Origin of the sequence: Shewanella algidipiscicola (genome assembly GCF_900380485.1) — a bacterium.
GTDB lineage: Bacteria > Pseudomonadota > Gammaproteobacteria > Enterobacterales > Shewanellaceae > Shewanella > Shewanella algidipiscicola.
This window is the reverse complement of sequence record NZ_OXJV01000017.1, coordinates 210114-231515: the sequence shown is the minus strand read 5'-3', so window position 1 is coordinate 231515 and position 21402 is coordinate 210114. Positions and strand designations below refer to the sequence as shown.

The following is a 21402-nucleotide window of genomic DNA, read 5'->3' as shown; positions in this document are numbered from 1 at the left end:
ACACAGTTGGGGAGTTCCATGTCATATCAGGTGTTAGCCAGAAAGTGGCGCCCTGCCAAGTTCGAGCAAGTTGTCGGCCAGTCACATGTTTTACATGCTTTGACCAACGCCTTGACACAAAACCGCTTACATCATGCTTACCTGTTTTCAGGCACCCGAGGTGTCGGTAAGACCAGTTTGGCGCGGTTATTTGCTAAGGGACTCAACTGTGAGCAAGGGATCACGGCCACGCCATGTGGCGAATGCAGCAGCTGTGTAGAAATCGCTCAGGGACGTTTTGTTGACCTCATTGAAGTCGATGCGGCGTCACGTACTAAAGTTGATGATACACGCGAACTGCTCGATAACGTACAATATCGGCCATCACGTGGGCGTTATAAAGTCTACCTTATCGATGAAGTGCACATGCTGTCTCGCAGCAGTTTTAATGCGCTGCTTAAAACCCTAGAAGAACCACCAGAACATGTGAAGTTTTTACTGGCAACCACCGACCCTCAGCGACTGCCAGTTACCGTACTATCGCGCTGCCTGCAATTTAACTTAAAAAGTTTAACACTCGATGAGATCTGCCAGCAGCTTGCCACTATTTTGGCTCAAGAAGATATCGCGTTTGATGATGGCGCGATAAAACTGCTGGCTAAGGCCGCCAACGGCAGTATGCGTGATGCCTTAAGTCTGGCCGATCAAGCTATTGCCTTTGGTGCAGGACAGGTGCAACTGAACCAAGTGCAAACCATGCTCGGCACCATAGACGAGCACTATGTTATTGTATTGCTTAAGGCATTGTGTGATGGCGATGTGGCTAATTTGATGCAGGTGACTGATGAAGTACTCTCTTATGGCGCCGATCCGTTTGAGGTGTTACGTAGCTTACTGGAGTTGTTGCACCAAATTACCTTAACCCAATTTGCCCCCGCCGCCGCGCAATTATCTCGTTATGCCGAGCAGATTAAGGCGTTTGCCGAGCAGCTACGCCCTGAGCAAGTGCAGCTTTACTATCAGTTACTGTTAACTGGGCGTAAAGATCTGCCCCATGCACCGGATCCCAAATCAGGATTAGAGATGGCGTTACTGCGCGCTATCGCTTTTGTCCCAGAAGCGCCAGTGAAACGCTGGCAAGTGGAAGCTAATCATAAGGTTACTTTGCCAACCAGTGCTGCTAACGCTGCTAACGCTGCTGAAGTAGCGACAAGTGAGGTGCCTGATGATAGTCAAGCTAAACATGACCATGTTAGCAGTAATGAGACAAGCCAAGCGTTAGCCAGTCAGCCCAGTGTTGCGGTGAGCAAACCTGCCCTCGATACTGCCGCTCAGGCGGGCGATGAGCACTCTAAACATCTCTCAAGTGGCAGCGATATCGATGAGGCCAGTGAGCCGGCTCAAACAGAAGAGCCGGGCAATATCGATTGTGATGACACCGCCTTGCTTGCAGAGCAAGCGCTTATTTTAAGCCAAGCGCAAAGCCAAGGGGGGCCGGTTGCTGCTGAAGAAGCAGATGATTATTCGATACCACAAGGGTATTTGGATGATGTTGATGAGGTGAATGACGCCGATCCTAGCGATTATGAAGCCTACCTTGCTAGCCAAATGCAGGCCAATGACAGTGGTCAAACGGCAGTGGCTGACGCGTATCAAACGCCTTATGGCACAACACATGAGCCTGTCAGTTCAGCCAACGATGAAGCAGGCGCTAACGCTGACTTAGCGTTAAATATGGCACCAGAGCAAGAAGCTGACCTATTTTCAGATGATGATGTACTCGATGCCGTTCTTTCAGCGAGGCAATCCTTGCTCAGCGACTTAGATGAAACCTCGTCTAAGGAGAGTGACACAAAAAAGCCTGAAGCGGGGCGACAGGCGTTCGTGCCACCTAAGCGCGAAGCGTCATCATCTCAAGCTGATGAGCTGGCCGCAGTCGTAAGCGAGGCAGCCTCTTTAACTCATAAAAGTGATCAAGCCTCAGCCCTTGAACATACGGCTGGCAATAGCGTAATGGTTAATGAGCCTGATGATAGGCCACCATGGGAAGCGCCTGTACAGGCTCAGGATCCAACCACAGACGACAAAGCGTTGTTGACACCGGACACATCACATGAGCCAGAGTCGCAGTTAACCCAGGCTCAGTCGTCAGCTGCCGCTGGTGCAACACAGACAATGATGTCCCAGCAAGCTGAACCTGAAAATATTCGAGCTGTTCAAGACAGTATGCAGATGCCTGAGGCAAGTGAACAGACTCACTTGCCTACGCTTACTGCTGACATTAGTGGTAATGAAATCGATCTGCAATGGTACCGACTCATGTCGGCACTCGACATAGGGGGCAGGGTACGGCAATTAGCGGTTAACTCAGTATGTCAGCAATTTGTTGACCCGTTGCCGCTCGTGTTAAAACCCAACCAAAAGCATTTGGCGGCGCCTGGCGCGGTGCAGCAATTGGAAGCGGCGCTATCCAAAGCCTTAGAGGGCGAATGCACGGTTACCATTACCGTTGGCATGGAGTCCAATCGTGAGACACCACTTGAGATCAGGCAGCGTTTTCATCGAGAACTGTTAGGCTTAGCGCATCATGAATTGCTTAATGATGATAATATTCGCTGGTTGAGTGAGACCATGAATGCGCAGATGGAGCCTGATAGTTTAAGCTATGCTCCAGAGCGATTAGGCCAACGTGGCAAGACGATTGCGCTTATTAATAAATCGAACTTTATTGCTAAAGCAGAGTCATAATGGCAGTCGTGATGTGTATTAAGTTCGTGGGTATTTAGATCATAAGTTTGTAGATTGGTGATCAGCATTGATTGCTTCTTGGTGCTAATTAAGTAAGATTAGCCAGTTTTTTAATATTGAAGAGAACTCGATATGTTTGGAAAAGGCGGTATGGGTAACCTGATGAAACAGGCCCAAATGATGCAAGACAAGATGGCCAAAGTGCAGGAAGAGATTGCACGTATGGAAGTGACGGGTGAAGCCGGCGCGGGTCTTGTAAAAGTCACTATGACAGGCTCTCACAGTGTTCGTAAGGTTGACATCGATCCTAGCCTGCTAGAAGACGATAAAGAGATGCTAGAAGATCTGATCGCAGCAGCCTGTAATGATGCAGCGCGCCGTGTTGAAGAAAATCAAAAAGAGAAGATGGCTGAAGTGACCGGCGGTATGCAACTACCCCCTGGCATGAAGATGCCATTTTAAGCTAGCATCATGATGTAATACCTGTTGATGGCACCTCTTCCGTTGATGGGTAAATAGGGATGCGATAGATAATAATGCAGTAAAAGCCTAAGCAAGTCTTAGGCTTTTTTGTTGCTGAAAATCGATAAACCCCATTTATTAGCAATTGTATTGACTAACTTAATGGATCTTATTCAAGCTGTTCAACATCGGTGAAATGGCATTGGGTGGTACAAGTCAATCGACCGGTTAAGTTCGGCATTAAATAGGACTCATCATGCCGATGATTTATGATAATATCCTGCGCATAATTTGATGAGAAGCCATTGGTCATATCAATGAACGACTTATCACTATAGCCGTTTTAACCAGTAGGATGCCCGCTTAATTATGAAATTTAGTCCCTTGGTCGATGAGTTAATTCAGTCATTACGCTGTTTACCCGGTGTTGGCCCTAAGTCGGCGCAGCGCATGGCGTTTCAGTTGTTGGAACGCGATCGTAAAGCGGGGCAAACCTTAGCGCGGGCGCTGGCCAGTGCCATGAGCGATGTGGGTCACTGCAGTGCGTGTCGTACTTTTACTGAAGAGACCTTGTGCCCTATTTGCGCCAGTAGCAGACGCGGCCAGTCCGATCTTATCTGTGTGGTGGAAACCCCTGCGGATGTGTTAGCCATTGAGGCGGGCGGGTATTTTTCTGGTCGTTATTTTGTGCTCTTAGGGCATTTATCGCCCCTCGATGGCGTCGGGCCCGAAGAGTTAGGTCTTAGTCTACTTGAGCAGCATCTGGCCAGCGGTGAGATTAGCGAGTTAATTTTAGCGACTAATCCCACAGTGGAGGGCGATGCAACGGCACACTTTATTGCCGACATGGCACGGCAACATGCTGTTAATGTCAGTCGCATTGCCCATGGTGTGCCAGTGGGGGGCGAACTCGAATATGTCGATAGCACCACATTAGCCTTGTCCTTCAACGGGCGCTTACCGCTGTAATTATCATAGGTTTATCGTGATTTTTTTAAATCCAGCACCTAGATGCTGGATTTTTTTTGAGCAAATGAACAGTGCTGACAACTTTAAGCTTGAAAAGCAAAATTCTAACCCCATCTCTTAAGCCATAGAGCGTCATTTGTGAAATTTAAGAAGGAATAATCGATGTCACAACAAGAAACCCATGGCTTTCAAACTGAAGTCAAACAATTACTTAATTTGATGATCCACTCTTTGTATTCAAACAAAGAGATTTTCTTGCGTGAATTGGTCTCCAACGCCGCCGATGCTGCCGATAAGCTCAGATACCAAGCATTGACCAATAATGATCTGTACGAAGGTGACGGAGAGTTACGCGTCCGTGTGAGCGCCGACAGTGAAAAGGGCACCATCACCATTGAAGATAATGGTATTGGTATGACTCGCGATGGCGTGATTGAGCACTTAGGTACCATTGCGAAATCAGGCACCGCGGAGTTCTTTAAAAACCTCTCTGGCGATGAGTCAAAAGATTCACAGCTCATTGGTCAATTCGGTGTGGGCTTCTACTCTGCCTTTATCGTGGCCGACAAGGTAACCGTTCGCACGCGTGCAGCCGGTCATGCTGCCGATGAAGCAGTACAGTGGGAATCAGCTGGCGAAGGTGAATTTACCGTTGAAAACATCGTTAAAGAGACTCGCGGTACAGAGGTTATCTTGCATCTTCGTGAAGAGGAAAAAGAGTTTGCCAATGACTACCGTTTGCGCTCAATCATCGCTAAATACTCAGATCATATCTCTGTCCCTGTAGAGATGTGGCAAGAAGGAACACCAGCGCAAGAGGCGACAGAAGAGGGTGGCGAAGCCATTCCAGCCACCGAGGGTTACTGGAAGCCGATGAACAAAGCCACCGCGCTTTGGACTCGTAATAAGAGCGAAGTGACCGACGAAGAATACCAAGAATTTTATAAACATATTTCCCATGATTTTGTCGATCCATTGTTGTGGAGCCACAACCGCGTAGAAGGTAAGCAAGAGTACACCAGCTTGCTCTATATCCCGGCAAAAGCGCCGTGGGATCTATGGAATCGCGATCGTAAACATGGTTTAAAACTGTTTGTGCAGCGCGTGTTTGTGATGGATGATGCCGAGCAGTTTATGCCAAGCTACTTGCGCTTTGTGCAAGGTCTGATTGACTCTAACGATCTGCCGCTCAACGTATCGCGCGAGATCTTGCAAGACAACAAGATAACCACCGCACTGCGCACTGCTGTGACCAAGCGTGTATTAAGTATGCTTGAGAAACTCGCAAAAAATGAGCCTGAAAAGTATCAAACTTTCTGGGCAGAGTTTGGCCAAGTGCTTAAAGAAGGCCCAGCTGAAGACTTTGCTAACAAAGAACGTATTGCAGGTTTACTGCGTTTTGCATCGACTCACACTAATGAAGCTGCGCATACCGTATCGCTCAGTGACTATGTGAGCCGCATGAAAGAGGGCCAGAGCAAGATTTATTATATCGTTGCTGACAGCCATGAGGCGGCCGTGAATAGCCCACACCTTGAGTTGCTTCGCAAGAAAGGGATTGAGGTGCTATTGATGTCCGAGCGCATCGATGAGTGGTTAATTAACCACTTAACCGAGTTTGAAGGCAAGCAACTTCACTCAGTCACACGTGGTGACTTAGAACTGGGCGATCTTGAAGATGCCGAGGAAAAAGAAGCTCAGAAACAACTGGAAACGGAATCTGAAGGCTTGATCAAGCGAGTGAAAGCCGCACTGGGTGACAAGGTTTCTGATGTTAAAGTCACCACGCGTTTAACCGATACCCCAGCTTGTGTGGTGGCGGGTGAAGGCGAAATGTCATCACAGATGATTAAACTGATGCAAGCCGCTGGTCAAGCTGTGCCTGAAACTAAGCCCGTGTTTGAACTTAACCCAGAACACCCATTGGTCGCCCGTTTAGATAACGAGCAAGATGATGAGGTGTTTGGTCAATGGTCTGAGCTATTATTACAACAGGCGCAATTGTCTGAAAAAGGGAGTCTAGCTGACCCATCGGCGTTCATTAAGTTAATGAACAAGATGTTGCTGGCGGGCATGAAGTAATTAGTCGTCAAACGTAAGAGGCAGTTTAACTGCCTCTTCTTATATGCGCTTAATCTATGCGAAGGGATCTTATGGATACGGTATTGGATTTAACTAAAGAGAACATCCAACAAGTGGTTGATGCGTCAATGCAACAGGTGGTGGTGTTGACTTTTTGGAGTCAGCAAAGCCCTGAAAGCATGACATTGGTACAGACACTAGAGCAAATGGCCAGCGCAGAGGCGGGTCGTTTTGTACTCGCTAAGGTCAATTGCGATGCCGAGCTGGAAATTGCGAATTATTTCCAGATCCAGAGTGTGCCGACGACCTTGCTGCTGCGCGATGGTAAACCAATCGATGGCTTTGCTGGCGTACAAGAACCGGCCCAAATTGAAGCCATGTTTGAGCCGCATTTGCCACAAGTTTGGCAATTACAACTGGCAGAGGCCAAAACCTTACTCGCCACAAATGACGTTGAGCAAGCATTACCGCTATTGCAGCAGGCCTATCAAGCCAATCAACAAGCGGAAGTTGCCTTGGTCTATGCCGATGCGCTATTAAGCCTTGGTAATATCAATCAGGCTCAAGTACTACTCGATGGCGTAGGGTTGGCAGATCAAGATGGTTATTATCAAAGTTTACGTGCGAAATTAACCCTCGCGCTCGATGCTGCCGATACACCTGAAATTCGCCAATTGATGGACAATGTCGAGGCCAATCCACAAGATTTGAGTTTATTGCTCTCTTTGGCAAAAGCCCTGCATGGTGCTAACCGAGATGAAGAGGCACTGGATAGGTTATTTGCTGTGCTGCGGCAAGATATCAGTGCTCACAACGGTGAGTTGAAGCAGTTATTTATGGATATTTTGACGGCAATGGGGCAAAGTAACTCGATTGCGAATCAATATCGACGCAAGTTGTACAGCTTGCTGTACTAGTCATTGCTACTTGCTATCTGCTTTATGGCTTTTAGTGCTGTTTAATGATTAAAGGGCAGTTGATTTAACTGCATCAGCCTAAAGTCGAACTAAAACGAGCGTTTCTTCACTTCAAAAGGGCGGCCATATGTGCGAAGATCGCCGCCCAATGATAAAAATAATTCTAATTGAATCATCAAAACTAATAATCAACTCTATGCGAAATAAGAGGACTCTCAGATGCGCATTATGCTATTAGGTGCCCCAGGTGCCGGTAAAGGTACTCAGGCCCAGTTCATCATGGAAAAATATGGTGTGCCACAAATTTCAACAGGCGACATGTTACGTGCCGCGGTTAAAGCTGGAACGCCACTTGGCCTTGAAGCAAAGAAAGTGATGGACGCAGGACAATTGGTGTCTGATGAGCTGATTATTGGCTTAGTTAAGGAACGAGTTGCACAAGATGATTGTGTAAAAGGTTTCCTGCTGGACGGTTTCCCACGCACGATTCCACAAGCCGATGCTATGGCGGCCAGCGGTATCGAAATCGATCATGTGATTGAAATCGATGTACCAGATGAAGAGATCGTTAAGCGCATGAGCGGACGTCGTGTTCACCCAGGCTCAGGCCGTGTTTATCACGTGGTGTTTAATCCACCTAAAGTGGAAGGCAAAGATGATGTGACGGGTGAAGACTTGGCGATCCGCCCTGATGATGAAGAGAGCACAGTGCGTAAGCGTCTTGCGATTTATCATGAGCAAACTAAACCATTGGTTGACTATTATGGCGGCCTAGCAGCCAAAGGTGGCGTGACTTACAATAAGTTTGACGGTACTCAAAGCGTTGCCTCTGTTAGTGATGCCATTGTCAAGGCCATCGGTTAATCACTAGATTAAACGCACTATACAAGCTCACTTCGGTGAGCTTTTTTGTGTTTAACCCCCTACAATTTACTGGTTACAGATGTAGAGCCTGTTACTGTTTTAGAATGCATTGGCCATTTAGCTGTCCTCATTGATGATATCGCCTCAGCGCGCCAGTGCTAACACATTATGCTCAGCAGTATTCATCTGGTATAAATAGCCTGTGGATGATGTATGTTGACGCGGTCGTCATGGACTTGGCTTGTTTGAATACACATTCAATGTCATTACAGACGTATAAATCACTGCTTAGTCGTATTTTATATGGTAGAATCTGCCGCCATTTTAGTAGGGTAAGGGCTGTCGTCATTTTCATTGACACGGTTCTGTAAATAGTGAATTAAGAGGGTCTGGTTTACTATTTACTTCAATTTGATTTTGCATGGATGCGGCACAAGTGAGTTAGGTATGAAGTTTCCTGGTCAACGTAAGTCTAAGCATTACTTTCCAGTAAAAAATCGCGATCCATTATTAGCGCAGTTAACCCTGCAGCCACAACATATTACTACCCATATCAGTGGTATTGATCAAACCTTGGTTGATATCGAAGCCAAAGTCGAAGATGAGTTGCTTAGCCGCTATGGATTGCCCAAAGGTAATTCCACACTTATTAACGATGAGAAGGCGCAACAACTTTATATCGAACTCAAGCAATCAAACATGATAAGTGACGAGTTTGCCGGCGGTACCATTGGCAATACCGTTCACAACTACTCTATCTTAGCTGACGATCGCTCGGTGTTATTTGGGGTCATGAGCAACAATATTGAAGTGGGCAGTTATGCTTATCGTTACCTCTGTAACACCTCTTCAAAAGTTGACCTCAATTATTTACAACCCGTTGATGGCCCTATTGGCCGCTGTTTTACTTTGATCTCTGCTTGTGGTGAGCGCACCTTTGCCATCAGTAAGGGGGCTATGGATAAGTTGACCCCTGAGTTTATCGATAAAGAGGTGGTACAGAGCTCATCGGCGTTAGTGTTAACGGCTTATTTGATGCGTGCCAGCGATGGTGATCAGATAACTGATGCAGCGTTAACAGCCATTAAATACGCCAAAGAGGCCGATGTGCCAGTGGTGTTGACATTAGGAACGCGCTTTTTAATTGAGGAAGATCCACAATGGTGGATTAATTTTATCAAAGAAAATGTTTCTATTTTGGCGATGAATGAAGATGAAGGTGAAGCGTTAACTGGTTGTCGTGATCCGTTAAGTGCTAGTGATGCCGCATTAGAGTGGTGTGATTTAGTGTTAACCACAGCTGGCCCACTAGGCTTGTATATGGCGGGCTATACCGAAGATTCAGAGAAACGTGAAACCAGTCATACCTTGCTACCTGGCATCATTCCTGAGTTTAATCGTTATGAGTTTTCTAGACCCAAACTTAAAAACGATTGTGATACCCCAATTAAGGTGTTTGCTCATATTCCACCTTACATGGGAGGGCCTGAAGTGATCCGCAATACTAACGGTGCCGGTGATGGAGCCTTGGCTGCATTACTGCATGATTTGGCCTCAAACACCTATCATAAAGCTAACGTGCCAGGTTCGAGTAAACACAAACGAGACGGGTTATGTTACTCCTCATTTTCCCAGGTCTGTAAATACGCTAACCGTGTGGCTTATGAGGTGCTCGCCCAGCACAGCCCACGCCTTTCTCGTGGCTTACCAGAAAAAGAAGACAGCTTAGAAGAAGCTTACTGGGAACGCTAAATCCCAGAAGGGTGATTGTCAACAAAGGCGTCCAATGGACGCCTTTGTTGCCGTTAGGCTTGGTGATATGTTGAGGTTACAATATATACTTTTTTATCAATGATTTACCCTGTAAGTTTATCACTTTTTATCGCGAGTATCATGGCCTCACTCTTTGGCTTCGTAATTGACTTGGTCAACAAAGCTGCCAGTGGTTTTGCCGGCTTGGGTATCGTGAAACACCACTTCGTTAAATGCGCCTTCTGATTTTGCAATCACCAATGTTGCCACTGAATCACCAGTTACGTTGACGGCCGTTCGTACCATATCTAAAAGACGATCGACCCCCATAATGAGCGCTATTCCTTCAACTGGTAGACCCACCTGATTAAGTACCATAGCGAGCATGATTAAGCCCACACCAGGCACGCCTGCAGTACCGATGGAGGCCAGGGTTGCGGTGACGACGACCATGGCATAATCGGTGATGGTTAAATCGATACCGAAAACTTGCGCGATAAATACGGTCGCCACGCCTTGCATAATCGCCGTACCGTCCATGTTGATGGTTGCGCCCAATGGCAAAGTAAAGGATGCCACTTTATTGTCAACACCAAGACGATGTTCACAGGTTTCAATGGTCACGGGCAGTGTTGCATTTGAACTGGCTGTACTGAATGCAAACAGTTGTACATCGCGCATTTTGCGGATAAATAACAGTGGACTTAAGCCAGAGAAGGCTTTTAGTAAAGTGGGGTAAACAACAAAAGCATGAATTAGCAATACGCCCAATACCACAAAGAAGTAGTTAACAACACTTTCGAACGTTTCTAAACCAAGGGTTAAGGCCAATTTAGCCATTAAGGCAAAAATACCATAAGGTGCGAGTTGCATAATTAAGGTTACAACACGCATGATCACTTCGTTTAAGTCGGTAAATAATGCCGCAACCCGTTTACCTCTTTCACCAATGTGGGCAACCGCAAAACCAAAAATAACGGCAAAGATAATAATTTGCAGCATGTTACCTTCAGTCATGGCTTGTATTGGATTACGAGGAACTAAGTTGATCAATACATTGGCAAGGCTGGGCGCTTCCTTGACGCTGTATTGCATATTTTCTGTCGCCAAGGAGGCATTACCTGGGTGAATAAGCAATGCAATAAGAATCGCCATACTCAGCGCTATAGCGGTGGTAAATAAGTAAAACGCAATGGTTTTTCCTCCCAGACGCCCTAGAGTCGAGGGCTCGCTTAACGAGCAGGTACCACAGACCAGTGAGATAAATACCAAGGGAACGACAAGCATTTGTAAGCTGGAGATAAAGATAGTGCCAATAACATTTAAGATCCCATCAGTAATATAATCTTGAAGAAACTGACTTTCGGGAAATAAGTTGCGAAGAAGTAAGCCAAATAAAATCCCTGTCCCCATACCAATGAGTATTTTACCGGTTAAACCAAGCTTCTTTTGTTGAGTTTGCGCCATAGTGTGTCCTGTATTATTTTTATACTTCTCATTTATTTATAAAGCCAAGTAAGACAAAACGTGTAACTGGCTAGATTGATTTTATTTAAGTTACCTGTTTGAGTTTGTTTTGTAAAAAATAAGTGCTAATTATATCCCAATGGTTACAATGGTGTTTTGCTATCTGTAGCCGCAAGTAACGCGCTTATGTTAGCAGTAATCATTATAGATGAATTGAGTAACAGGGAGTCTGACAATGAAGTCAGCGTATAAAGTTTTTACCTCATATTTCTTTTTGTTTTTTATCGTAGCTTGTAGTGGTGGGGGCGGCACTGATGGTGGCTCGGACGGAGGGACACCTCCGGCTGTTGATGATGTTTATAGCCTGACATTAGTGCTGACGGATGCGACTGGACAGGTCATTAACGATATTTCTAATGCCACACCAGGTAAATTAAAAGCCACACTGTCCAAAAATGGTAGTTCACTATCTGGTGGGCGTATTGTATTTACCCTTGAAGGTGAGGGGGCGTTAACACCTGATAGTGGGGTATCCGATAGCGCAGGGCAGGTTACTGTTGATGTATTGCCAGGTGATAAATTGGGTTCAGGCAGTGTGACTGCCACTTATAATCCTACCAATGGGGGGACTGTAACGGCATTGGTCTCCTTTAATACATTGGGAGATGGCGGAGCACCAACCGATGGTGCTCAAATATCCCTCATTTTAGTTGACGATCCTGCCACTCAAAAGTCTATCGACACTATTTCATCATTATCATCTGGTTATTTGGTGGCAAGCGTATCTGGTATCTCTAAAACGGCGATTGTACAGTTTTCCAGCACCTTGGGTGAGATCCCGATCGATACCGCTGCCACCGACAATGGTAAAGCTTATGTGCAAATTTTAGCTGGCACCACACCTGGTGCTGGTACTGCGACGGCGACCTTATTGTCTGGTGAAAAAGCGGATTTAGTCTTTAAAATCGGTGCAACCAATGTTGAGATGGGCAGTGGCACACCGTTTCAATCTGGTGTCGCTTCAGTTTCGCCAGCTGAAGTCTCAGCCGGTGGTACGGCCAGCATTTCAGTATCACTGCAAAATGATACTGGAGCCGTATTTACTGAGCCTGTGGAAGTGAATTTTTCATCTACATGTTCAACTAAAGCAGAAGCTGAAATTAGCTCACCGGTATTGGCGATCAATGGCGTGGCAACCACGACCTATTTGGCTAAAGGGTGTGTGGGAGATGATGCGATAAATGTCAGTGCTAATGTGGGAGGGAAATCACTTTCAGCCAGTGCTTTGGTGAATGTGTTGCCTGCAAGTGTCGGCAGTATAGCATTTGTCGAAGCCTTGCCAGAGGTGATTAATCTTAAAGGTACCGGTGGGGTTGAGTCCTCAACAGTCAAATTTAAAGTATCAGATAAAAACGGTATTCCCGTCAGTAATCAAAAGGTTCTTTTCTCTTTAAATACCGATACTGGTAATGTGGAATTAGATCCTGATTTTGCAACTACTAATGCTCAAGGTATCGCTCAGACAGTGGTTAATTCAGGTGCGGTGTCTACATCAGTCAGAGTCACCGCGATTGTGGATGGTAGCTCGCCTGAAATATCGAGCCAATCTAAACTATTGGTTGTCTCAACTGGGTTACCAGATCAAGACAGTTTTTCTCTGTCTGCCGATAACCTGAATCCTGAGGGGTGGGATTATGACGGTGTTGAGGTGAGTGTGACGGCGCGCTTAGCCGATGCCTTTAATAACCCTGTGCCAGATGGTACCGCCGTGACCTTTACCGCAGAAGGCGGTGTCATTGACCCGTCATGTGTCACTGTCAATGGTGTATGCTCGGTTAAATGGACCAGCCAAAACCCAAGACCTACAGGTAAAACCTTATTCGATTTGGCTCAAGAGCCATCTCTAGATGCAGATATAGGTCAGCCCTATGGTGGACGGGTAACCATTTTAGCCAGAGCCATTGGTGAAGAGTCGTTTCCTGATCTCAATGGTAATGGTCGCTTCGATGCCAATGAAGTCGTCAACTTTAGAGCCAAGCTTAATGTTTCAGGTAAGCCTTATGATCTAGATGAGGCATTTGTCGATCATAATGAAGACTCATTGTTTAACCCAAGATTTACCGGTGAAGCGGGTGGTGATGCAGAGACCTTTGTTGATTTTAACAATAACAAGGTATTTGATATTGCTGATAACTTATATAACGGCAGTCTATGTACGTTAGATGCTAATGGCGACGGGCACGATGGCTGTTCAAGCGTTAAAAAGTCACTCAATGTGCGTGCATCGATTGTCTTAGTGATGGCTGGTAGTGATGCGGTGTCATCGACACCAGTTATCGAGGATAGCTGCATCGATGACAAAAACGTAGCGGATCCATGTGACGGATTTAATGATAACCAGACCTTAGATATTATCGGCAAATCAACCGGTGGCGTATCCATCATTATTGGCGATTTGCATAATCAGCCTTTACCAGCAGGTACTAAGATAACCTTTACACCGTCAGCGGGCAGCCTTGCGAGTAAAGGTGAGTTTACTGTCGAATCGACTAACGATAATCGTGCGGGTATTTACAGCGTGGTGATTAAAGGCGCTGATCAAGCCGATTCTGGAACATTAGTGATTGAGGCTGTCACACCGAAAGGAAAACTAAGTCAAGTGGCTACCATCCCTGTGATTATTCACTAGATAGCATAGGCTGAAGCTCATCAAGTTCAGTTAAAGGGACAATAAAGTCAGTAAAAAGCGCACTTTAACGTGCGCTTTTTTATTGATTATTAAGGATTCAAGTTTTAGTTTATTTTTGAAATTGATACACACTACCCAGTTTCATAATTTGCGTTAGCTCATCAAGGGCGGTACGCGATTCGATAACAAGCTGGGGATCGGCAAGATCATCAACGGCCAGCTCATCACGATAATGCTTATCGACCCAGAGATTAAGGCGAGCAAAAAGTGCATCACTCATTAATGTATGCTGGTTTACGGCCGCCACTTCCATCTCATTCATGGCCACACGTAAACGCAGGCAAGCTGGGCCACCGCCATTTTGCATACTCTGCTTCACATCGAAGTAATGCACCTGCTTAATGGGGGTGCCTAAGGCAACGACCTCATCAAGGTAAGCTGCAACCGCTGGATTATCTTGGCAATTTGTAGGTGCAATAATGGCCATCTCACCACTGGGTAACGTAATGATTTGAGTATTAAAAAGGTAGCTTTTAACCGCATCGTCAATGCTGACCTTGGCGGTGGGCACCTCAATAAAGTGCAACTCTTGACCATTAAATTTACGCTGGATCTCGGCGATTTTCGCTTGAGTGTCGACAAACGCTTGTTGATGATAAAACAGTACATTTTGGTTACCCACGGCGATGACATCGTTATGAAACACCCCTTGATCAATCACATCAGGATTTTGCTGGATAAATACCGCGCTGTCATCATCGAGTTGGTGTAAGCGTGCTATCGCTTGTGACGCTTCTAAGGTTTGCCTAGCAGGGAAAAGCTTGGGCTTGGCCGCTAAAGGGTTAGTCGCTTCTTGGCCGTAGACAAAAAGCTCGAGCCCAGCATGACCATATTCACTGCATAAACGGGTATGGTTAGCCGCGCCTTCATCACCAAAACTGGCATGTTCTGGTAGATGTTGGTGGTGGCTAAAATAGCGAGAGTTATTAAATGTGGCCTTAAGAATGTTGCCTGTGGTAATTGGTTCTATGCTGCGGTGTAATTTATCGACTAAGTTAGCGGGAGTAAAATGTAGCTTACCATCGTGGGTATCGGCACTGGGCGAGACAGTGGCCGCATTTGCCGTCCACATACTGGATGCGCTACAACATGCTCTAAGGACCGCAGGGGCTTGCTTAGCCGCGTTACTTAATACTTGTGCATCGCTGCCGGAAAAACCAATTCGACGCAGTGTATGTAGGTCTGGTCGCTCCTGAGGGGCCAGCATGCCTTGAACCATTCCCATATCTGCAAGTGCTTTGGCTTTCAGTAAGCCTTGTTTAGCGGCCGACTTTGGACTTGAGGTCGATGCGGCATTGTTTAGTGAGGCGACATTGCCAAAGGAGAGGCCTGCATAGTTGTGTGTTGGTCCAACGAGTCCATCAAAATTCGCTTCGTAATGCTTCATTCCCATTCCTTCAATATCATTATTATTGTAGGCAAACCATTAATACGGTACTTGATGATTTGCTGAATTTGGGCACCAGTATACGTAAGGTGACGTGCTTAACAAGTTGCCACTTTGGGCATGTGAGTGTCGATAGGGTTATAAGTGCATAAGTATCACTTATGAGTGCACAATAATGGAAAATTAGCATGTTATGGCGAAATATTATTTTTTACATTTTTTTAAGAAATGGTTAAAAATTGGCTGTCTGTGACAAATAAAACAGGGATTTGCTTGAAACTCGGAGTACAACACTCTATATATGGAGCCAATTTACAGAATTTTGAGACTTTTTGGCGCAGATCATTCTATGGGTAAATCGCTAGTTATTGTCGAATCACCGGCCAAAGCCAAGACTATTAATAAATATCTCGGCAAAGATTACATCGTGAAATCGAGTGTGGGGCACATTCGTGACCTACCAACATCTTCCACCAGTGAGGCGAAGTCTTTGACGAAAACGCCCGCTGAAGTGCGCAAGATGTCTCCTGAAGAAAAGGCAATTTATAAAGCCGCAAAAGCCAAGCAAGCTCTCGTCGCTCGCATGGGGGTAGATCCTGAAAATGGCTGGAAAGCCCAGTATCAAATTCTGCCCGGTAAAGAAAAAGTCGTCAAAGAATTACAATCTCTTGCTGAAAATGCCGACCATATCTTTCTCGCAACCGATTTGGATAGAGAAGGAGAGGCGATCGCCTGGCATTTACAAGAAGTGATTGGTGGGGATCCGGCGCGCTATCAGCGCGTTGTGTTTAATGAGATCACCAAAACTGCCATTCAAGAGGCCTTCAGCCATCCCTCTAGTCTAGATACCAATATGGTTAATGCTCAACAAGCACGTCGCTTCCTCGACCGTGTTGTTGGCTTTATGGTATCGCCGCTGTTGTGGAAAAAAGTGGCCAGAGGCTTATCTGCGGGTCGTGTGCAATCGGTTGCGACTCGCTTAGTGGTTGAACGCGAAAGCGAAATTAAAGCCTTTGTGCCAGAAGAATTTTGGGACATTCATGCTCAGCTAAACACGCTCAGTAATGAATCGCTTAAAATGCAGGTCAATAAGTACCAAGGCGATGCCTTCAATCCGGTAAATGAAGCCCAAGCCATGGCGGCGGTGGCGGCCTTATCTGGTGCCACTTTTGTGGTGAGCGATCGTGAGGACAAAGGCACATCGAGTAAACCGTCTGCGCCCTATATTACTTCGACCTTGCAACAAGCGGCGAGCACCCGATTGGGTTTTGGCGTCAAGAAAACCATGATGATGGCGCAGCGTCTCTATGAGGCTGGTCATATTACTTATATGCGTACCGATTCAACCAACTTGAGTCAAGAAGCGTTAGATAATGTTCGGGAAATGATCGCCAATGACTTTGGTGATAAGTATTTACCCGAAGCCCCGATTCGATACGGTAGCAAGGAAGGCGCACAAGAGGCCCACGAAGCGATTCGCCCCTCCAACGTAAAAGTGACGGCTGCGAGCCTTTCGGACATGGAGCGTGATGCTCAGCGTCTTTATGAGCTGATTTGGCGTCAGTTTGTGGCTTGTCAGATGACACCTGCTAAATACGATGCTACTCGCTTAACCGTATCGGCTGCCGATTATGAATTAAAGGCGACTGGTCGTACGCTTAAATTTGATGGTTGGACGCGCGTACAAACCGCCATCAAGAAGAAAAACGAAGAAGATAACACCTTGCCGTTTGTTGCCAAAGGTGACAATTTGGCGCTCGAAGAGTTACTACCCAAACAGCATTTCACCAAGCCGCCCGCGCGTTACAGCGAAGCGTCACTGGTGAAAGAGTTAGAAAAACGCGGAATTGGTCGTCCATCGACCTATGCCACGATCATCTCAACCATCCAAGACCGCGGTTACGTCAAGGTGGAAAATCGTCGTTTCTACGCCGAGAAAATGGGTGAAATCGTGAGCGAAAGCCTCGTGGGCAGTTTCGAAGAGTTAATGAGTTACGACTTTACCGCGGGCATGGAGCAAACGCTCGATAACGTGGCCCAAGGCCAGCTTGATTGGAAAAAAGTACTCGACAACTTCTACAAAGATTTAACGGCGCAATTAGAAAAAGCCGAGTTACCACCAGAAGAGGGCGGCATGCGTCCTAACGAGATGGTGCTAACTGATATTCAATGCCCAACTTGTCAGCGTCCTATGGGTATCCGCACAGGCACTACCGGGGTGTTCTTGGGATGTTCTGGTTATGCCTTGCCGCCTAAAGAGCGTTGCAAAACCACCATGAACTTGACCCCGGGTGAAGAGGCGGTGAGTGAAAACAGCGAAGATGCCGAGACGGATGCGCTGCGGGCCAAACATCGCTGTGGTGTCTGTGGCACAGCCATGGATAGCTACTTAATTGATGAGAAGCGTAAGTTGCATGTGTGCGGTAATAACCCTATGTGCGACGGCTATGAAGTCGAACAGGGCCAATTTAAGATTAAAGGATATGAAGGTCCTATCTTAGAGTGTGACCGCTGCGGTAATGACATGGAGCTTAAAAACGGCCGATTTGGTAAATATTTCGGTTGTACTAATAGCGAATGTAAAAATACCCGTAAACTGCTTAAAAGCGGTGAAGCGGCGCCACCAAAAGAAGATCCGATTCATCTACCCGATCTTAAGTGTACTAAGTCCGATGGCTACTTTGTATTACGTGATGGTGCAGCGGGTATTTTTATGGCGGCCAGTACTTTCCCTAAATCACGTGAAACTCGTGCTCCCTTAGTCGAAGAGTTGGTTAAATACCGAGAATTATTATGGCCTAAGTATCAGTATCTTGCCGATGCTCCAGTGACAGATGATGACGGGAATAAGGCGTTTGTGCGCTTTAGTCGTAAGACCAAAGAGCAGTATGTGGCTACCGAAGTTGATGGTAAGGCTACAGGTTGGACCGCTAAATATATCGATGGTAAATGGGTGACAGAGGCCAAGCCTAAAGCGAAACCCAAGGCTAAGCCAAAAGCAAAATAGCTAGCGATAATAAAAAGCCCTAACCTTGTTAGGGCTTTTTTATGGCGATTAATTTCGCGCTTCAACGCATTTTATAATAGGCTAATATAGAAATAACCATCAGTGTAATAGCTTGATATTGGTTAATGGAATTACAGCTAACTCAATGGAGCGTGAAATGAAAACAGTATTATTAGGTATATGGGCCGCCGTTATGAGCCTGAGTGTGTTTGCCTCAAATTGGCAAGTGAATAATCAAGATTCAGTGGTCAATTTTATGTCGTTTAAAAATGGCGATATTGCAGAGATCCATAAGTTTACTCAGATCACCGGTGAGTTAGCTGCTAATGGCGATTTTTCTTTATCGATTCCATTAACCAGTGTATGGACCAATATCGATATCCGTGATGAGCGCATGAAGCAGGTATTATTTGAAACAGCGCAGTTTCCAACCTTGTCATTAACCGCCGCTATTGATGCTCAGACGGTAGATAAGCTGGCGGTGGGCAGCATGGACACCATGGCTATCCCTGCTAAGGTTATGTTGCACGGTCAATCTAAAGCGTTAGATATTACGGTGCGGGTTGCCAAACTGAATCAAAACACGCTGTTAGTTACCAGTGAAATGCCTCTTATCATCAATGCCGCCGATTTCGACTTAGCAGCAGGGGTCGAGAAGCTACGCGAACTCGCCGGCTTAAGCGCTATTAGCCAAGCCGTGCCAGTATCATTTGTGTTAACTTTAAACCGTTAACTAAAAACGTGCACTTTAGACGAGACTGACTACGCGATTTGTACCATAATAGCGGCAATTACCGAATTAAGAGCATGGGTGAGAACATGCTCTTCAATTAATGTTTGTTAAGGCGAATCATGGTTACAGATAAAGACGGATATATCCATCTCATACAATATCTCACCGAGCATCTGGGGCTTTTTGAGTCGTCAGATAGCACCATAATTGGCGGCGACACTGTGATGGAGCTGTTTGAAGAGCAGCTTGCGGCGCAGATTATTATGGTGTGTGGTCAAAACCCTGCATTAACCTTTGCTCAGCGTAATACCGTCATACGAGAAGTCGATGCGATTGTCTATGATCTAGAAGAGATTTTGGCTAAAGTTGCGCATCATAATGCCACCTCTGAGCAAACGCTGTTTATCACTGAGTTTTCAGGCTTAATCAAAAATTTATTTGACCAAGAAATTGCAAAGTTACAGTAATGTCCCTTGAGCGGCTTGCCTTACCGATCCCTGATAAACTGACCAAACAATGATTTGTCAATGTAGCACCGCTGCGTGAGAGGTTGCTAAAGGCAAGACACCATGAGTTTTTGACCTTGTAGAAGACGTTAATCTTCGCCATAAGTCAGTGGTTATTGCCAGTTGCTCTTTGCATCGGCATTTATCGAATAGGGCCATTTAATCGGCACTTGATTAGACAAGGAGTAAGCAATGATCGAGTTACTCGATGGGTTCAGTCATGAAGTGATAGCAATGAAGGTGGATGGCGTACTGACTAGTGATGATTATAATCAACGGTTATTGCCTGCTATCGAGACCAAGTTAAAAGATCATGCAACGATTAAGCTGTGGTATGAGTTGGGTGAACACTTTGAAGGAGTGTCGGTTGAGACACTTTGGGATGATGCAAAATTAGCGTTTTTTCATTTGACTGATTTTTCACGAGTTGTCATTATCACTGGGCGTGATGCACGTATGGCTTCAGTGCTAGCCTGCATGGTGCCTTGTCCTGTTAAAGTCTTTGAGCGTGACAATCGGGATGCAGCGCGTCAGTGGTTAGCCGACCAAGAGGTCACCGAGTAAAAACAATATATTGCCATTAAGCCGACTCAAATTGTCGGCTTTTTAATTGATTAGATATGAGGTGTTAAATGCTTAAAGTCATTTGTTTTTGTGCCATCTTGCTTACCATGCCAAGCTGGGGTGCACAAAAAGAGATCATTGGACAAACGGCTCAATTATCTGTTGAAGAGGTGGGCCTCATCTACGATGCACGCATGGACACGGGAGCGGCAAATACCTCATTACATGCCATCGATCTAGAGATTGAAGGTGGTAGCGCGGCCAAAATGAAAGATAACATCGGCAAAACCCTTTGGTTTACGACACAAAATGAAGCCGGTGAAGCACGGCGTTTAAGTGCCAAAATTATCCAAGTGTCCACAGTGAAAAATTCACAGGGAAGAGAAACGCGCTACATGGTGTCATTAAACGTTGGTTTCGATGGCAAGGAGCGTCAAGTGAAAGTGAACCTGCGCGATCGTAGCCATATGGATTACCGTTTACTGGTTGGTCGTAATTGGCTTAAAGATCACTATATTGTTGATGTTGCTGAAAAGCAGCTGATAGGCCCAGTGGCAATGATTAATATCGTGGAGACAGGATTACAGTATAAGACTCGTATTGATACGGGAGCGGTTGAAAATTCACTGCATGCTGTTGATCTTAAGATTGAAGGCGGCGTCGAAGATATGGAAAAAAATGTCGGTAAGATGATAGCTTTCACCACTGAAAATGAGCAGGGTGAAAGACAGCGGGTGCGTAGCCGCATCGTGGAAACATCATTGATTCGAAACGCCCAAGGCAGCGAGATCCGCTATATGGTTGAGCTTAACGTGGGCGAGCCAGGTAAAGAGTATAAAACCAAGGTGAATTTACGTGATCGCTCAAAAATGACCAATAAACTGCTTATTGGGCGCAATTGGTTGCAGGGGCATTATATGGTCGATGTCTCGCGCTAATATACTTTCATGACGGTAGACAGTTTAACGTTGGCTAGCTTGGGCGCCATTTGTGCGCCTATTTTTTGCCTGTCGATATTATAGTTATCAATCCAGATCGCTTTCAAATGCTTATCGATACGCTAACTGCCGCAGCTCAACTTTAACCTCATGTTTATTTGTTAAATTATTTCGGTGTCAATCAGAGTCAGAACAGCCTCCCTTGCCAAAGCTTAAGCTGTCAGTGCTTGTTTCAGCGGGTCTACGCCACTACAAAAATAGCTAATTAGCAGCAGTTA

15 protein-coding genes are annotated in these 21402 nt (G+C 45.9%); 13 read left to right on the top strand and 2 right to left on the bottom strand.

Going from position 1 to position 21402, the window contains the following annotated elements; all coding sequences use genetic code 11:
* The first annotated feature begins 18 nt into the window (after positions 1 to 18).
* The 7 genes from dnaX to DN599_RS13165 all read left to right on the top strand — a co-directional run bounded on the left by dnaX (position 19) and on the right by DN599_RS13165 (position 9773).
* Positions 19 to 2727: a DNA polymerase III subunit gamma/tau gene (gene dnaX, locus DN599_RS13195; RefSeq protein WP_110458056.1), complete on the top strand. Its 2709-nt coding sequence runs from the start codon at positions 19 to 21 to the stop codon at positions 2725 to 2727.
* 132 nt (positions 2728 to 2859) lie between these two features.
* Complete coding sequence (locus DN599_RS13190; protein WP_069672062.1) at positions 2860 to 3189, top strand: YbaB/EbfC family nucleoid-associated protein; 330 nt, start codon at positions 2860 to 2862, stop codon at positions 3187 to 3189.
* A 369-nt stretch (positions 3190 to 3558) separates the two neighbouring features.
* On the top strand, positions 3559 to 4158 hold the full coding sequence (recR, locus tag DN599_RS13185) for a recombination mediator RecR (protein ID WP_110458055.1): 600 nt from the start codon (positions 3559 to 3561) through the stop codon (positions 4156 to 4158).
* A 162-nt stretch (positions 4159 to 4320) separates the two neighbouring features.
* Positions 4321 to 6240, top strand: a complete 1920-nt coding sequence (htpG, locus tag DN599_RS13180; protein ID WP_110458054.1) for a molecular chaperone HtpG — start codon at positions 4321 to 4323, stop codon at positions 6238 to 6240.
* Positions 6241 to 6311: 71 nt separating this feature from the next.
* A complete protein-coding gene (locus DN599_RS13175; protein ID WP_110458053.1) occupies positions 6312 to 7157 on the top strand; it encodes a co-chaperone YbbN in 846 nt (281 codons plus the stop codon).
* A gap of 219 nt (positions 7158 to 7376) precedes the next feature.
* Positions 7377 to 8021: an adenylate kinase gene (gene adk, locus DN599_RS13170; protein ID WP_110458052.1), complete on the top strand. Its 645-nt coding sequence runs from the start codon at positions 7377 to 7379 to the stop codon at positions 8019 to 8021.
* A gap of 447 nt (positions 8022 to 8468) precedes the next feature.
* Positions 8469 to 9773, top strand: a complete 1305-nt coding sequence (locus DN599_RS13165; RefSeq protein ID WP_110458051.1) for an inosine/guanosine kinase — start codon at positions 8469 to 8471, stop codon at positions 9771 to 9773.
* A gap of 147 nt (positions 9774 to 9920) precedes the next feature.
* Here the strand turns inward: DN599_RS13165 and DN599_RS13160 are convergent, their stop codons facing one another.
* Positions 9921 to 11240: a dicarboxylate/amino acid:cation symporter gene (locus DN599_RS13160; protein WP_110458050.1), complete on the bottom strand. Its 1320-nt coding sequence runs from the start codon at positions 11238 to 11240 to the stop codon at positions 9921 to 9923.
* A 235-nt stretch (positions 11241 to 11475) separates the two neighbouring features.
* On the opposite strand from DN599_RS13160, the gene DN599_RS13155 reads away from it, so the two are divergent.
* A complete protein-coding gene (locus tag DN599_RS13155; RefSeq protein WP_110458049.1) occupies positions 11476 to 13929 on the top strand; it encodes an Ig-like domain-containing protein in 2454 nt (817 codons plus the stop codon).
* Between the two features lie 109 nt (positions 13930 to 14038).
* Here DN599_RS13155 and astB read toward each other — a convergent pair whose 3' ends face one another.
* Entirely contained in the window at positions 14039 to 15376 is a 1338-nt protein-coding gene (gene astB / locus DN599_RS13150) for an N-succinylarginine dihydrolase (protein ID WP_110458048.1), read from the bottom strand.
* A gap of 349 nt (positions 15377 to 15725) precedes the next feature.
* On the opposite strand from astB, the gene topA reads away from it, so the two are divergent.
* From topA to DN599_RS13125, 5 genes are all read left to right on the top strand, one after another.
* Complete coding sequence (topA, locus tag DN599_RS13145; RefSeq protein ID WP_110458047.1) at positions 15726 to 18383, top strand: type I DNA topoisomerase; 2658 nt, start codon at positions 15726 to 15728, stop codon at positions 18381 to 18383.
* A 157-nt stretch (positions 18384 to 18540) separates the two neighbouring features.
* Positions 18541 to 19116, top strand: a complete 576-nt coding sequence (locus tag DN599_RS13140; protein WP_239473305.1) for a YceI family protein — start codon at positions 18541 to 18543, stop codon at positions 19114 to 19116.
* Between the two features lie 119 nt (positions 19117 to 19235).
* Complete coding sequence (locus tag DN599_RS13135; protein ID WP_110458045.1) at positions 19236 to 19583, top strand: DUF3802 family protein; 348 nt, start codon at positions 19236 to 19238, stop codon at positions 19581 to 19583.
* Between the two features lie 231 nt (positions 19584 to 19814).
* Complete coding sequence (locus tag DN599_RS13130; protein ID WP_110458044.1) at positions 19815 to 20186, top strand: SpoIIAA family protein; 372 nt, start codon at positions 19815 to 19817, stop codon at positions 20184 to 20186.
* Between the two features lie 68 nt (positions 20187 to 20254).
* Positions 20255 to 21124, top strand: a complete 870-nt coding sequence (locus tag DN599_RS13125) for a putative ATP-dependent zinc protease (protein ID WP_110458043.1) — start codon at positions 20255 to 20257, stop codon at positions 21122 to 21124.
* Positions 21125 to 21402 lie beyond the last annotated feature (278 nt).

Bases quoted from the DNA above. Each gene is read 5' to 3' on its own strand.
- dnaX (WP_110458056.1), top strand. From the start codon at position 19: ATGTCATATCAGGTGTTAGCCAGAAAGTGGCGCCCTGCCAAGTTCGAG.
- DN599_RS13190 (WP_069672062.1), top strand. From the start codon at position 2,860: ATGTTTGGAAAAGGCGGTATGGGTAACCTGATGAAACAGGCCCAAATG.
- recR (WP_110458055.1), top strand. From the start codon at position 3,559: ATGAAATTTAGTCCCTTGGTCGATGAGTTAATTCAGTCATTACGCTGT.
- htpG (WP_110458054.1), top strand. From the start codon at position 4,321: ATGTCACAACAAGAAACCCATGGCTTTCAAACTGAAGTCAAACAATTA.
- DN599_RS13175 (WP_110458053.1), top strand. From the start codon at position 6,312: ATGGATACGGTATTGGATTTAACTAAAGAGAACATCCAACAAGTGGTT.
- adk (WP_110458052.1), top strand. From the start codon at position 7,377: ATGCGCATTATGCTATTAGGTGCCCCAGGTGCCGGTAAAGGTACTCAG.
- DN599_RS13165 (WP_110458051.1), top strand. From the start codon at position 8,469: ATGAAGTTTCCTGGTCAACGTAAGTCTAAGCATTACTTTCCAGTAAAA.
- DN599_RS13160 (WP_110458050.1), bottom strand. From the start codon at position 11,240: ATGGCGCAAACTCAACAAAAGAAGCTTGGTTTAACCGGTAAAATACTC.
- DN599_RS13155 (WP_110458049.1), top strand. From the start codon at position 11,476: ATGAAGTCAGCGTATAAAGTTTTTACCTCATATTTCTTTTTGTTTTTT.
- astB (WP_110458048.1), bottom strand. From the start codon at position 15,376: ATGAAGCATTACGAAGCGAATTTTGATGGACTCGTTGGACCAACACAC.
- topA (WP_110458047.1), top strand. From the start codon at position 15,726: ATGGGTAAATCGCTAGTTATTGTCGAATCACCGGCCAAAGCCAAGACT.
- DN599_RS13140 (WP_239473305.1), top strand. From the start codon at position 18,541: ATGAAAACAGTATTATTAGGTATATGGGCCGCCGTTATGAGCCTGAGT.
- DN599_RS13135 (WP_110458045.1), top strand. From the start codon at position 19,236: ATGGTTACAGATAAAGACGGATATATCCATCTCATACAATATCTCACC.
- DN599_RS13130 (WP_110458044.1), top strand. From the start codon at position 19,815: ATGATCGAGTTACTCGATGGGTTCAGTCATGAAGTGATAGCAATGAAG.
- DN599_RS13125 (WP_110458043.1), top strand. From the start codon at position 20,255: ATGCTTAAAGTCATTTGTTTTTGTGCCATCTTGCTTACCATGCCAAGC.